Raw genomic sequence first — 13,394 nt, forward strand, 5'->3', positions numbered from 1 at the left:
CATAAACTGTAATATCATTATTGTGAATAAGCGAATGCTGACGCGGCCAAGTTACTGCGATTGGAAGAGAGACGCGAAGGAGATGCTTACGAAACCAGTTTTTCTTAAGGAGGTAGGGTTTTGAAAATCCATATTGTCAAAAAAGGCGATACCCTGTACGAGCTTGCAAAAAAATACCACACCACCCTAGACCAGATCATTGCGCTTAATCCGCAAATCGCTGATCCGAATCAGATTGATGTTGGGATGAAAGTGAAGATTCCATCTTCCGTTAAGCCGGTTGATCCACCTGCATCTGATTTTGTTTATAAACATGTTGTCCAGCAGGGGGACAGTTTATGGAAGCTTGGGAAAGCTTGGGATGTGCCATTGCAAGCGATGATTAAAGCGAATGCGCACCTGAAGAATCCGAATGTACTTATGACGGGGGATATCGTTTTTGTTCCTAAAATGCAGCATGGACATACGCATAGTAATCAGCATGGCACGCATCATACTTCCAAGCTATCCACGGAGCCATTTGCACCGATGCCTGTGATGCCGCCAACAGATGCCTATCAGCAGCCTGTGATTCCGAGCCCGCAACAACCTGTTGTTGAAGCCCCGCCATTGTCGCTGGGTGAAACGGTACCTGCTCTGCCGCAAATACCTCAGCAAGTACCGATGACGTCTCCGGTTATTCCAGCTCCAGTCATGGAAGAGCATGCGCTACATGAGCCTTATGGGCAAGCGGTACATCCGTTTCAACAATTTCACATTACGGCTACAGAGGTCTTTGCATACCCTGAACAGCAGCAACATGAGGCAATGACGTACCCGTCGGCCTATTCGCCTTTTCAAGAAGAGCCTTGTGAGCCGCTTCCTACAATGGTAGCCCCTGTGACAGTCGTCGATGAAGGCTGTGGGTGCGGCGGACCTGCGATGAATGAGCAACAGTGGATGAATTATCCAGCCCATCTCGCCAATGTACCGATGGGAAATCCTTGGGACACGATGATGCCACAAGAGATGCAAGCTATACCAGCTTTTTATCCGCCTCCGATGCCGTATGATCACCCTATGGCACAGCACTATGCCCATCAGCACAACCCGTATGGTATCCCTTATGCAGGAGCAGGACAGCATGCCCCTTTTGAAGAGTCCTCCTTGTTGCCCCAAGTTCATACCCATGAACTGAAGAAGGTAACTGATACTTTAGCTGAAGTGGATATTACGATTCGCGACAAGCAAAAAGCAGATAAACTCAAGCCAAACGGACATCGCTCAACACGAAAAGTAAAGCTATCAGGAGCTTCAGCGCTAAGTGCTTTCTTACAGCAACAACAACGAGCTACGGAGACGCGTGAAGCGAGCAAGCCCGCTGGTCCGTGGATTAACTTCTAGGAATAATAAAAAAGCCTCAAATCACGACGTACATCGTGGTTTGAGGCTTTTTGTATGCAGAAGGGCTATTAAGCGATCATGCCCAATGTGAAAAACGTCATTAAACCAATTACGAAATTCATTCCCCACTTTTTGCGAAGAAGCTCACGCCCCCGATGTAACCGTGTTTTCACTGTCGTAATCGGCAGGTTCATTCGTTCACTAATTTCTTGAAGGGAAAGCTCCTCGAGATAGTACAGGGTGATGATACCTTTATATTTGTCCGCCAATTTATTAATCGATGCGTGCATATGCTCTTGAATTTCGGTTTGAAGCACAGCATGTTCCGGCGATTGATCTTGGCTGGCCAGTTTACTGTAGTAACTGTAATCATCATCAAAATCGTTTAGCTCCGCATCAAGAGATTGTACGGGCCTTTTTTTGCGAAGTAAATCAATGGCAACATTTTTTCCGATCCGATAAATCCAAGTTGAGAAATTCTGGCTTTCATCAAAGTGGTTTAAATTCAAGTAGACCCGGATAAAGGTTTCTTGGACAATATCCTCGGAATCAGGACGGTTATGCAGCATCCGAAACGCTAGCTTTTGTATTTTACTACGGTAGAGCTCGACTAACTCCACGAAAGCGTTGCGATCGCCCCGTCTGGATAATTGAATTAATTGAAGTTCTGCCACATTCATGATGTTTCCCTCCTTAGAGTTGTCGTTTAGAAAAAGGTGAAGAGCATTCTCATTTGCTTATTTCATATATATCGTCATTCGTGTATGCCTATGAGAGTTTTTCATCTATCTTTGACTATATCATTTCTGTGGCTACAGTCAAATTCAAATGAGAGGAAGAGTCCGATTATAACCATTTGTTACCGAAATCATGTAAGTTTCGTGACACTTCATAGGGATCTTTGACGAAGTCAAAGTCTCTCTGCTAGGAGTGGGGACTCGGATTTGACTGGGAGACTGACGTTGTACCCGAAGGAGCTGGTCCGATCTTATTGATTTCATTCCATAATGCCACACTTCCCCAGAATAATACGACGCCGATAATGAGGAGGGTTGTGCGTTTAATAGGTTTTCTTTCGTTCATGGTTACGTTCACCATCCGTCTTGATTGGTTTCGTTCTCTTCTATGGTAAATGATGTATAGTGCATCTTGCAAATGGAAACAATACGAAAAAACAAGAAGAAGGGGATAACGTGAATGTACACCGGTTCTTGAAGCAATTAAAGAAGAGACTACGCTGGAAGCGCAGTTGGTTGACCTTAGGGATGTTCGTTCTGGTTGTTGCGATTACCTGGGTGGTAGCAGGTCATGAAGACCAATCAAACTCGAAAGTTGCGACCCGAGCAACCATCGCTGGCTTAACGCCGGAGGATGATGCGCGTCTTCAGGAAGCGACCAAGTTGTTGCAAACCATTTCGGATCGCAGAGAAAGCTATTTGCTCAAGTCCTACGTTTGTGGAGAAGAACGCAGTCTACTGGGTTCACATACGTCACAAGAATTACTCTCGCTTCAGAAACAACATCCTAGCTGGCTGTTAAGCATCAAGGACTCTGGCGAGGTTGTCTTTACGGAAAACATTGATGATCTATCTCCAACCTGCAAAGAAAAAGCCGTATTTGGGATTGATGGTAGCAGTAACTTATCATTATTCAATGGTACACCTGCAAATAATCAAATTATTCGAACCTTTTTCCAGCTCAATATCCAGCAGTTAGAAAGCAGTTTGCCAACCGATACGGTTGCTCAGCTGCATGAGGGAATCCGGGTCACAGATATAGAGGAGTATAATAGCGTATTATCTACGTTCAGCGATTATGCCATGGAAGTTACAGAAGGCGCCATGTCGCGTCCCTAGTTCCAACAATACCACAGATAAAATCGAAGAGATAGTTTCGGGAATTCCCGAGCCTATCTCTTTTTTTTTGTTACAATGTAGAACTCCAAGATGGGCGTTGTAGCTGTTTATTATGTCTGCTATAATGAAATGACTACATATGTTCGCTTTTTTTTAGATGGGAGAGAAATGTTTTGCGTATTCTAGGAATTGATCCAGGGATCGCGATCGTAGGCTTTGGCTTTATTGATAAAATCGGCAGTAAGCTAGTTCCGGTACAATATGGTTCGATTCAAACGGAAGCACACACGGATCCTGGTATCCGACTGAAAGATGTCTATGATGCTACAGTGCAATTGATAGAGAAATATAAACCTGATGTGATGTCTATTGAGAAATTGTTTTTTAATAGAAACGTAACGACGGCATTCACCGTTGGCCAGGCGCGAGGTGTGATGATACTTGCTGGCGTTCAGGCTGGGTTGCCGATTGCTGAATATACACCGCTTCAAGTAAAACAAGCCGTTGTAGGATATGGGAATGCAGAGAAGAAGCAAGTGCAGGAGATGGTCAAGATTCTGCTGAAGCTGTCACAAGTGCCGAAGCCAGATGATGTCGCTGATGCGCTCGCTATCGCTATTTGTCATGCCCATTCCTCTTCTCTTCAATCTATGATAAATGAGGTCAGGAAACGATGATAGATTTCTTACGAGGTAAGGTTGCAGCGCGTGAAAGTGATTATGCGGTTCTCGATGTAAACGGGGTTGGTTATCGTGTGTTCTGTCCGAATCCTTATGCACTTTCCCATATGGAAAATGAGGATGTCACAATGTTCATTCATTACCATGTAAGGGAAGACGCGCATCTCCTATTTGGTTTCATGACACGTGATGAGCAGTCCTTATTCCGCTTATTGCTGGATGTGAGCGGAATTGGCCCCAAAGTAGCACTGGGTATTCTAGCTGCTGGCGGGAGACCTGAAGCGGTCATTCTGGCGATCAGCCAAGAAAATCTGGCGTTTCTAACTAAGCTTCCTGGCATTGGGAAGAAAACGGCTCAACGGATTATTCTAGACTTGAAAGATAAGCTGGGCTCTGTAAGCTTCTCAAGTCCAGAAGCGGCTGTCGCCCTGAGCGTTGTCGGATCCGCACAATTAACTGAAGGCGGGCTGCCATGGAGTGAAGCGAAGGAAGCCTTAATGACACTTGGTTACACAGAAGCAGAAGTCGATCGTGCCTGGTTGCAGGTGAAGCCAAAAGCAGGACCATCGGATTCCGTTGATGTTCTAGTGAAGCTTGCTTTGCAAGCCTTATTTACCATGTAAGCAACTGATCGTGTGAAAGAAGGAGGGACACCATGGACAATGACCGAATCATATCGGCTAATTTTATGATGGAAGACAATGTGGTCGAGTATAGTCTACGTCCGCGTTTTTTGGCCGAATACATCGGACAGAAGCAGGCCAAGGAGAACCTCAAGATCTACATAGAAGCTGCAAAGATGCGGAAAGAAGCTTTAGATCATGTGCTTCTCTATGGTCCGCCTGGACTTGGCAAAACCACACTATCCAACATTATCGCCAATGAACTTGGCGTGAATATTCGTACAACCTCCGGGCCAGCCATCGAGCGGCCTGGAGATCTTGCTGCCATCCTGACGAATCTGCAGGAGGGAGATGTGCTCTTCATCGATGAGATTCACCGTCTCCACCGAACGGTGGAAGAGGTGCTATACCCCGCGATGGAGGATTTTGCCCTTGATATTATCATTGGCAAGGGGCCAAGCGCACGATCCGTGCGACTCGATCTGCCGCCATTCACATTGATCGGCGCCACGACACGTGTAGGGCTGCTCTCTGCGCCGCTGCGCGACCGTTTCGGTGTCGTCAGTCGCTTGGAGTTTTATACTGTCGATGAGCTCAGCTATATCGTCAGTCGGACAGCCGACATCCTGCAGGTCGGCATTGTGGGTGATGCTGCGCGTGAGATCGGCATGCGTTCGCGTGGAACTCCGCGTATTGCCAACCGTTTGCTGAAGCGGGTTCGTGATTTTGCGCAGGTAAGAGGCGATGGCATTATTACGATGGAGCTCGCTCAAGAATCATTACGCCTGCTGCAGGTTGATGATTTGGGTCTTGATGAAATCGATCATAAAATGCTGCGCGCGATTATTCAGAGCTTCCAGGGGGGCCCTGTAGGGCTTGAAACGATCGCTGCAACGATTGGTGAGGAAAGCCAAACGATTGAGGATGTATACGAGCCTTACTTGCTTCAAATCGGATTTATGCAGCGCACCCCAAGAGGTCGGACAGTGACGCCGCAAGCCTATCACCATCTTGGTTTACCTGTTCCAGAGCAACGTTAAATCGTACTCAGTTCCTCTATAGATGTATGGACAATTGTAAGCTTTTGCCGCTGCTTAAAGGGCGGGCATTAGCTTTTTTTGTCATTTTTTCTGCGAACGAACAAAACTTCTGTCTCTTGCTAGAGTCTACATTACTAGATGAACGGAGAAAGAAAGGATACGATACCTGTATGTTTGGAAGACGAAAGATGATTTATGCAAAGCATATTGCCCTCATAACTACAGCAGCAGTCACGTTTTCAACCTTCTCTTACGGAGGATCTAAAGCCAACGCGGTGGGAACTAAGCATCTGGATCAGATTCGTGTTGCCATTGTCATTAATGCTAGCAATTATAAAAAGATAGAGCCGCTAGTTTCACTGTCCTCACCTGGCGGATTTGATATTGGTGTTCGGAATTCAGCGAGTGTAGAGGTAAAACCATGGGCTTCAATCTCGGATACGTCTATTCGGATGTCATTGGATCAGTTTAGTACGATCATGTTGGAAACGTCTGATTTTACTGCTGCCAAAGCACTGAATACGAAACTGAATCTTTTGCCAGAGGAAAGCTATGTGTTAAGTCGTACGAAGTTGGGTAAAACGGTCTACCAAGTTTTCTATGGAAACCTGCCTACGAAGGCTGAAGCAGATGCTGCTGCGGCTCAAGCATTAAAGGATACAACGGTAGCGGCATTGACTAAAAATACGGTTCCTGCCGTCAGTGGACCCCTTCATTTAAGTGCAGGGACATTTGCTACAGAGGCTGCGGCACAGCAGCAAATCGCGTTGTATACCCAGGCAGGCATAGCAGCTGATCTGGTCTTACAGGCGGATAGCGCAGGGAAGGTTGGTTATAGTGTTTGGATAGGCAACGAAGCAACAGATGCCAATTTGGAGGCTGTGAAACAAGCAGCGCTCAAAGCAGCTCCTAGCGTGCCACTCCAAACGGCGAACACGAAGGATGCTTACTTAATTCGCAGGTCGGATGTAACGGTCTCAACCTCTCCGACAGCTTCCGTGGCTCATTATGTGACAGGCGCAGGTGAACAGAAAACTATCCTGCATCCGAAGAAGATGGGGATCGCAGTGAAAGAGCGTATGGATCGCAGCTTCCGAGGTGACATGGAGTTAAGTATGTATCAGGATCGATTAGCCTTAATTAATGTAGTTCCGATGGAGCAGTATTTATATGGGGTTATGGGGGCCGAACTTAATTCACAATGGCCAACTGAAGCGTTGAAGGCTCAAGCTGTGGCAGCCCGTACCTTTGCGATTTATCAAGGAAATAAATATGAGATTGCACAGGTGACGGATACCACACAAGACCAGGCCTATTATGGATTGGATAAAGAATTTACAGCAGGCAACCAAGCTGTCGATGCTACGAAGGATGAAGTGATTTCTGATAAGCGAGGCTTGATTTCACCTGTGTTTGCGTCCAATGCGGGAGGGATAACCGCAGATCCTACGGAAGCATGGGGCAATTCAGTGGACTACCTTCGAAGTGTACCTAGCCCAGATGAAGGAGCTGAACAGGGGAAGGCCATCTGGTATCAAATTCAACTGACAGACGGCAGCACAGGCTTTGTACATAGCATGTATCTTAAGGACACAGGGCAGAAGGACAAATCTGGTAAAGCGATTTTTGAATCTACTGAGAAAGACGTCAATGTGCGACTATCGCCTTATGTTGATAATAGTGCGAACCCTGCCATCGCGAAGCTGGCTGTTAAAGAGAAAGTGAGCATCCTAGGGCAAGAGAAAGAATCGAATGCCTATTCTTGGATACGTGGTCCTTATACATTAAGTGAAATTAAGAGTAAGCTTGAGGCGGCAAAGATACCGATTAAAGGCGAATTAACTTCTCTGGAAGTGTCTAAAAGAGGGCCATCTGGCCGAGCCATCGAGTTAAAAGCGAACGGTGTTGTCGTTAGTGTGAAGAATCCAGATGCGATTCGAACGGTCCTTGGCGGATTGCCAAGCACGCTGTTTGAAATAGAAGGTGCAGGCAGTTATACTGGTACTAGCCCGAATGTTCCAAGTATATCGATTCTGAGCGGCTCGGGGGTAGTCTCGCATACTGCGGACAGCTTGTATGCGCTAGCTGGCAATCAGTCTCAGCCAACTGCAGTGAAGAAACAAGATGCTATGACGATTAGCAGCTCAGGCGTTAATAAGCTCGCGGTGACAGGACCGACGACTCCGGGGACTCCATCCAAGGGAACGATTACCTTGCAAGGGAACCAAATTATTTTCCGAGGAAACGGGTTTGGTCATGGTGTAGGTATGTCGCAATGGGGCGCAAAAGGTTTTGCGGAAAAGGGTTACGATTACAAAAAAATACTTCAGACTTACTTTACTGGGGTCAACATAACGAAGGAATGAATCTATCTGATGGAAGTACAAGATTTCGATTTTGAATTACCTGAATCATTAATCGCCCAGACGCCGCTGCTTCAACGCACGGCGTCTAGGCTGCTTACGCTGAACAAAGAAACAGGCGAAACCGCTCATCGCACATTCGAAGATCTAATTGATTACTTAGAAGCCGGGGATTTACTCGTGATGAATGATACACGAGTCATTCCAGCACGGCTTTTTGGTATGAAGAAAGATACGGGCGCGAAAGTGGAGTTATTATTGCTGAAGCCGCTTGGCGAGGATCGCTGGGAGGCATTAGTCAAGCCAGGCAAACGTATGCAGCTTGGTGCTGTTGCCGTTTTTGGCTTAACGGGTGACGAGAGCAGTGAACCTCTCTTGACGGCAGAAGTCGTAGAGGTTGGCGACATGGGAGCCCGTATACTGCAATTCCGGTACACTGGAATTTTTAATGAGATTCTTGATCGGTTAGGCGAGATGCCGCTCCCTCCCTATATTAAGGAGCAGCTATCTGAGCGGGAACGCTATCAAACCGTCTATGCGAAGCATGAAGGGTCATCCGCCGCGCCAACAGCTGGCTTGCATTTTACAGAGGATTATTTGGAGCGACTCAAGGACAAAGGTATCCGTCTCGCTTTCGTGACTTTACATGTAGGTCTGGGTACATTTCGCCCCGTATCTGTGGACAAGATCGAAGAACATCAAATGCATGCCGAGTATTACATTTTGTCCGAAGAAACAGCCTCACTGATTAATGAAACTAAATTAGCAGGCAAACGCGTCATCGCTGTCGGAACAACATCGGCACGGACGTTGGAGACGGCGGCTGGATTAGCGCGTGAACAACTTGGCTACCAAGAAGGTGAGCCATTACTCCTTCAACCTTCACAGGGATGGACGTCCATTTTCATCTATCCTGGCTATGCATTTGGTGTCGTTGATGTGTTGTTAACGAATTTCCACCTGCCCAAATCTACGTTACTCATGCTAATTAGTGCGCTAGCTGGGAAGTCAAATGTGATGCGAGCCTATGAAGAAGCTGTGAAAGCGGAGTATCGTTTTTTCAGTTTTGGCGATGCGATGTTAATTTATTAAGACGTTTTAAATGAACGATAGAGTAAGCTTAGAATAGGAAGTGGATATCATGACAGCAGCAGTAACTTACGAACCGATTAAAACCTGTAAACAATCCGGCGCCCGCTTAGGCCGCGTTCACACGCCACATGGTGTTATTGAAACACCAGCGTTTATGCCAGTAGGCACTCAAGCCACTGTGAAAACGATGAGTCCGGAAGAATTGAAAACGATGGACGCTCAAATCATTTTAAGTAATACGTACCACCTGTTCATTCGTCCTGGACATGAGATTGTGAAAGAAGCAGGCGGATTGCATAAGTTCATGAACTGGGATCGTCCCATTTTGACGGACAGCGGTGGTTTTCAAGTATTTAGCCTTAGCAATATGCGTAAAATTACGGAGGAAGGCGTTACATTCAAATCACATTTGAATGGTGATAAGTTATTTCTATCCCCTGAGAAGGCGATGGAAATTCAGAATGCACTTGGTTCTGACATCATGATGGCCTTCGACGAATGTCCACCGTTCCCTGCGGAATACGAATACGTGAAGAAATCACTAGAGCGTACGACGCGGTGGGCAGAACGCTGTCTGCAAAGCCATGCTAGACCTCAGGATCAAGGCTTGTTTGCCATCATTCAAGGCGGCATGCATGAGGATCTACGTAAGCTAAGCGCGGAGCAGTTGACTTCCATGGATTTCCCGGGGTATGCTATTGGTGGACTGAGTGTTGGAGAGCCTAAGCATTTGATGTATGAAGTGCTAGATTACACAACACCGCTTATGCCTGCGAACAAGCCGCGTTATTTGATGGGGGTTGGCTCGCCTGATGCACTAATTGAAGGCGCTATCCGAGGCATTGATATGTTTGATTGCGTGTTACCTACGCGGATTGCTAGAAATGGGACTTGTATGACAAGTTCAGGACGTCTTGTTATTCGTAATGCGAAATATGCAACAGACTTCGGCCCGCTAGATGCCAAATGTTCCTGTTATACGTGCACGAACTATAGTCGTGCCTACATTCGACATCTGATCAAAGCGGATGAAACGTTCGGTATTCGCTTGACGACGATTCATAACCTTCACTTTCTACTACAGCTCATGCGTGAAGTAAGAGAAGCCATTAAGGAAGATCGATTACTCGATTTCCGCGATACTTTCTTTGCCGCTTACGGGCTGAATGATAATGAAAGAGGATTTTAAGAGAGGAGGAGACCTATGTTTCTATTGGCTGACGATGCTGCAAGCACTGGTGCAGTAGGATATTTGTATACATACGGGCCTTTAGTGCTCATGTTCGTAGTACTGTACTTCTTACTTATTCGTCCACAGCAAAAAAGACAGAAAACACGTAGTCAAATGCTCGGAGGATTGAAAAAAGGGGATAAAGTAGTAACCATTGGCGGACTTCACGGCACGATTGTAGAAATTACGGATGACATTTGCGTACTTCGTGTCAACGATGCGACGAAGATGACATTTGATCGCTCCGCAGTTAATGCGGTTTCACAAACGCCTGCTGCTAAGGAATAAGAAAATTAAAAAAGCGAGGTCCTATAATAGGCTCTCGCTTTTTGTTTTGTTAAGCAGCTAACATTTTAATATTCGTTATTCTTAACACGGCGTTTGAGGAGGGCGCGCTCACCAAGGATGAGACGACCTTCGGCAATCCGAAGACCCATTCTAGCAGCTACGACACCAAGTACAACGCCGGCGCACATATCCGATAACCAGTGGATACCGAGATAGAAGATTGTGAAAATAATAAAGGCCGCGGAGCAAGGAACGAAAATTTTCCAAAACTTGTTTTGGCTTTTTACAGCGATGACTGCCATAGAGATAGAAATGGAAGTGTGTAAGCTTGGGAAGCAATTGTCGAGTCCTGATAACGGTCTGTAGTCTTGCTCAAACGTTGGGAAAACATCTAGAATAAGAAGATCTACTTTGGGATGGAAAAACCATACTTCGTTAACTGGGAAAAAGAGATAAAACGGAATGGCAATCATATAATTGAACATGAGTGCATAGCAGACCGCATAGAAAAGCTTATGATTCTTCTGGTACGTATAGAGAGCGATGGAAGTAATCATGATGGAGGGAAAAATGATTACATAGAAGTAGCTGCTGATCACCGTTAGAACATCATTATGGAAGAAGTTCTGAATCGATGCTACAAAGTCGCCTTCAATGCCGTAGATCGACTTCGTAAAGTCAGCTTTGTATTGCATGCCTTTTTCAATCGCCATTTCCATCTTATTGAACATGAGTATCATAAGCAACGCGATGAAATGAAGAAGGTATTTGCGTGAAGTGAATATCTCTTGAACGAAGCTACTCGCAATGGTGTATGGACTCTTTCGCGTTGCGATAATTACAAAAGCGAAAATAGTTAGTACAATATAAACTGTCGCATGCGTCATAGATTGAAAAGGGCTCATGTTGTATCCCCCCTATATTTTGGAAGTTTTGTGCGGCAATAACTATGACATTATACCACATTCAACAGGGGGGAAGTGCAATCTTCACGGAAAAGACTTATTTCTGAGTATTTACACCAAGTATGCCACCGAGCGCCCCAGCTGCGAATAGAATGCCAAGTAATTGGAGGGATTGAAGATTCAATCCTGCGTCAAAAGCTAGAAAACCGACCAAGAAAATAAGAATGAAATAAAAGATGCCGACCATGCCCCCGTGGTACCAGCCGCGGTTTCCCGCTCGCTTCCCTGAAACCCATCCTCCAATAAATAAGGAGACCGCATGGATGATTGTTGTGAGTGTGTGCAAGGAGCTTTCTTGCGTGCTTGTTAATAGCAAAAACAAGGAGGTCACAATGGTTCCGATGGTCATCATCGTAAAAGAATAGACAAGTCCTGAAAATAATGGCGATGTTATTCGAACCTGACTGACCGTTTTCATAGGGTTCACAGGCATCATTCCTTTCCTATATTCGAACGCTTCATTAACATCATTGTATGGGCAAGTACATAGAATTAGTACAAACTATCGTTCAAAGGAGTGTGATTATTTATGACTGAATTCTCTCAAGGTCCGGCTATGTGGCAAGCAGTAGCGGCATTGCTTATTTTTGCAGCTGCTTACGTTTGTATATTGATTGAAAAGTGGGATCGCATGTATACCGCGTTAGGTGGAGCCTGTTTGATGCTGATTTTGGGCATTGTCCCCCTGGATAAAGCACTATCCAGCTACGCAAACTGGTCCATCATCATTTATCTCGTGAGCCTATTTATCCTCTCAACTCTTTTTCAAAAAACGGGGATTCCCTCTTATATCGTGAGTTCAATCGTGCGGAAATATCGCATGCGCGCTTTAACACTTATCATCTGTCTATCCCTTCTAGCAGCACTCATCTCGGCACTTTTGGACAGTCTAATGGCTGTCGTAGTCATCGTACCTTTTATCATTATTGCGTCTAGAAAAATGAGATTAGTACCGGCTCCATTTCTAATCGCCATGCTATTATCCGTACATATCGGCGGCGCGGCAACGATCATGGGCAATATTCCTAGCCGAATATTAGGAGCCTCAGGACATATCTCAGCAGGGCAGATGTTCCTCAAGCTATTTCCGCTAATATGCTTGCTGTTAGCTGTTGTTTATCTCATTATGTGGCTCATCTATCGCAAGCGCTTGGTTGCTGCTGAAGCTCATATGCGAGAACTGCTCAGCTTGAAGCCAAGTTCATATTTATCAACAAATCGCATCTTTGTATGGGGCAGCAGTGTGATAACGGGAGTGACTTTGCTTATCTTGTGTCTTCATGGTGTACTAGCTTGGAGCCCAGCTTATATTGCAGCCTGTGGAGCGATTGCAGCTCTCGCATTCAATTACAAAGATATCGTTGAAACGATGAAAAACAAAGACTTTGTGGCGGTCTGGCATCATGTAAAAGAAACGCAATGGCTCTTCTTCTTAGGCTTGTTCATCATGGTTGGTGGCTTAACGTACGCAGGCTTTGCGGGCTTCATTGCCAGCAGGGGACTTGAGTTAAGTCAAGGAAGTATCCCTTTTTTGACGGTATTGTTGCTCTGGTTAAATAGCTTTGGAGCGGCGATGCTGGATAACATCCCGTTCATTGCAGCAATGATTCCAATCGTTGATCAGATGGAGAAGCTCGTAGAGGTATCCACGCAGCCTATTTGGTGGGCACTGATCGTGGGCAGTGGAATCGGAAGTGGCGTAACGCTAATCAGCTCAATCGCAAGTTTATACGCAGCATCATTTACCTATCATGACGGTGTTAAGTTAAAACAAAGTGAATATGTCGTAGTAGCGGCACCGATTTGTTTCATTCTACTGTTGATTTCTACGGTATATTTCAAATTATTCTTGTTGTAATTGCCAACAATTGAA

The 13,394-nt window shown here is 45.6% G+C and carries 13 protein-coding genes; 10 read left to right on the forward strand and 3 right to left on the reverse strand.

Annotation, left to right across the window (positions count from 1 at the left end):
• The first annotated feature begins 120 nt into the window (after positions 1–120).
• Entirely contained in the window at positions 121–1,383 is a 1,263-nt protein-coding gene (locus AC58QM_RS16025) for a LysM peptidoglycan-binding domain-containing protein (RefSeq protein ID WP_497285581.1), read from the forward strand.
• A 68-nt stretch (positions 1,384–1,451) separates the two neighbouring features.
• On the opposite strand, the gene sigW is transcribed toward AC58QM_RS16025, so the two are convergent.
• Positions 1,452–2,063, reverse strand: coding sequence for an RNA polymerase sigma factor SigW (gene sigW / locus AC58QM_RS16030; protein ID WP_310502873.1), 612 nt, complete (start codon positions 2,061–2,063; stop codon positions 1,452–1,454).
• 513 nt (positions 2,064–2,576) lie between these two features.
• On the opposite strand from sigW, the gene AC58QM_RS16035 reads away from it, so the two are divergent.
• The 8 genes from AC58QM_RS16035 to yajC all read left to right on the forward strand — a co-directional run bounded on the left by AC58QM_RS16035 (position 2,577) and on the right by yajC (position 10,556).
• Positions 2,577–3,239, forward strand: a complete 663-nt coding sequence (locus AC58QM_RS16035) for a BofC C-terminal domain-containing protein (RefSeq protein WP_497285583.1) — start codon at positions 2,577–2,579, stop codon at positions 3,237–3,239.
• Between the two features lie 173 nt (positions 3,240–3,412).
• Positions 3,413–3,916: a crossover junction endodeoxyribonuclease RuvC gene (ruvC, locus tag AC58QM_RS16040; RefSeq protein ID WP_497285585.1), complete on the forward strand. Its 504-nt coding sequence runs from the start codon at positions 3,413–3,415 to the stop codon at positions 3,914–3,916.
• Positions 3,913–4,542 (forward strand): Holliday junction branch migration protein RuvA, encoded by a 630-nt coding sequence (ruvA, locus tag AC58QM_RS16045; protein WP_497285587.1) that lies wholly within the window; start codon positions 3,913–3,915, stop codon positions 4,540–4,542. The genes ruvC and ruvA overlap by 4 nt, the downstream gene beginning before the upstream one ends.
• A 32-nt stretch (positions 4,543–4,574) precedes the next feature.
• Positions 4,575–5,582: a Holliday junction branch migration DNA helicase RuvB gene (gene ruvB, locus AC58QM_RS16050; RefSeq protein ID WP_497285589.1), complete on the forward strand. Its 1,008-nt coding sequence runs from the start codon at positions 4,575–4,577 to the stop codon at positions 5,580–5,582.
• Between the two features lie 188 nt (positions 5,583–5,770).
• Positions 5,771–7,948 (forward strand): SpoIID/LytB domain-containing protein, encoded by a 2,178-nt coding sequence (locus AC58QM_RS16055; protein WP_497285591.1) that lies wholly within the window; start codon positions 5,771–5,773, stop codon positions 7,946–7,948.
• 9 nt (positions 7,949–7,957) lie between these two features.
• Entirely contained in the window at positions 7,958–9,037 is a 1,080-nt protein-coding gene (queA, locus tag AC58QM_RS16060; RefSeq protein WP_497285593.1) for a tRNA preQ1(34) S-adenosylmethionine ribosyltransferase-isomerase QueA, read from the forward strand.
• A 49-nt stretch (positions 9,038–9,086) separates the two neighbouring features.
• Complete coding sequence (gene tgt / locus AC58QM_RS16065; protein ID WP_057311648.1) at positions 9,087–10,226, forward strand: tRNA guanosine(34) transglycosylase Tgt; 1,140 nt, start codon at positions 9,087–9,089, stop codon at positions 10,224–10,226.
• 15 nt (positions 10,227–10,241) lie between these two features.
• Entirely contained in the window at positions 10,242–10,556 is a 315-nt protein-coding gene (gene yajC / locus AC58QM_RS16070) for a preprotein translocase subunit YajC (protein ID WP_497285595.1), read from the forward strand.
• A 65-nt stretch (positions 10,557–10,621) separates the two neighbouring features.
• Here the strand turns inward: yajC and AC58QM_RS16075 are convergent, their stop codons facing one another.
• Together AC58QM_RS16075 and AC58QM_RS16080 are read right to left on the reverse strand one after the other, a co-directional pair.
• Positions 10,622–11,461: a phosphatase PAP2 family protein gene (locus AC58QM_RS16075; protein WP_310502864.1), complete on the reverse strand. Its 840-nt coding sequence runs from the start codon at positions 11,459–11,461 to the stop codon at positions 10,622–10,624.
• 97 nt (positions 11,462–11,558) lie between these two features.
• Positions 11,559–11,939, reverse strand: a complete 381-nt coding sequence (locus AC58QM_RS16080) for a TIGR04086 family membrane protein (RefSeq protein WP_497286033.1) — start codon at positions 11,937–11,939, stop codon at positions 11,559–11,561.
• Positions 11,940–12,050: 111 nt separating this feature from the next.
• Between AC58QM_RS16080 and AC58QM_RS16085 the strand changes: the two genes are divergently transcribed.
• Positions 12,051–13,379: an ArsB/NhaD family transporter gene (locus AC58QM_RS16085; protein ID WP_497285597.1), complete on the forward strand. Its 1,329-nt coding sequence runs from the start codon at positions 12,051–12,053 to the stop codon at positions 13,377–13,379.
• Positions 13,380–13,394: the final 15 nt, after the last annotated feature.

This window comes from Paenibacillus sp. J22P165 (genome assembly GCF_059692015.1).

Coding starts and splice junctions, on each gene's coding strand:
- yajC (WP_497285595.1), top strand. CDS start 10,242: ATGTTTCTATTGGCTGACGATGCTGCAAGCACTGGTGCAGTAGGATAT.
- ruvB (WP_497285589.1), top strand. CDS start 4,575: ATGGACAATGACCGAATCATATCGGCTAATTTTATGATGGAAGACAAT.
- sigW (WP_310502873.1), bottom strand. CDS start 2,063: ATGAATGTGGCAGAACTTCAATTAATTCAATTATCCAGACGGGGCGAT.
- AC58QM_RS16055 (WP_497285591.1), top strand. CDS start 5,771: ATGATTTATGCAAAGCATATTGCCCTCATAACTACAGCAGCAGTCACG.
- queA (WP_497285593.1), top strand. CDS start 7,958: ATGGAAGTACAAGATTTCGATTTTGAATTACCTGAATCATTAATCGCC.
- ruvA (WP_497285587.1), top strand. CDS start 3,913: ATGATAGATTTCTTACGAGGTAAGGTTGCAGCGCGTGAAAGTGATTAT.
- tgt (WP_057311648.1), top strand. CDS start 9,087: ATGACAGCAGCAGTAACTTACGAACCGATTAAAACCTGTAAACAATCC.
- AC58QM_RS16075 (WP_310502864.1), bottom strand. CDS start 11,461: ATGAGCCCTTTTCAATCTATGACGCATGCGACAGTTTATATTGTACTA.
- AC58QM_RS16085 (WP_497285597.1), top strand. CDS start 12,051: ATGACTGAATTCTCTCAAGGTCCGGCTATGTGGCAAGCAGTAGCGGCA.
- AC58QM_RS16080 (WP_497286033.1), bottom strand. CDS start 11,939: ATGAAAACGGTCAGTCAGGTTCGAATAACATCGCCATTATTTTCAGGA.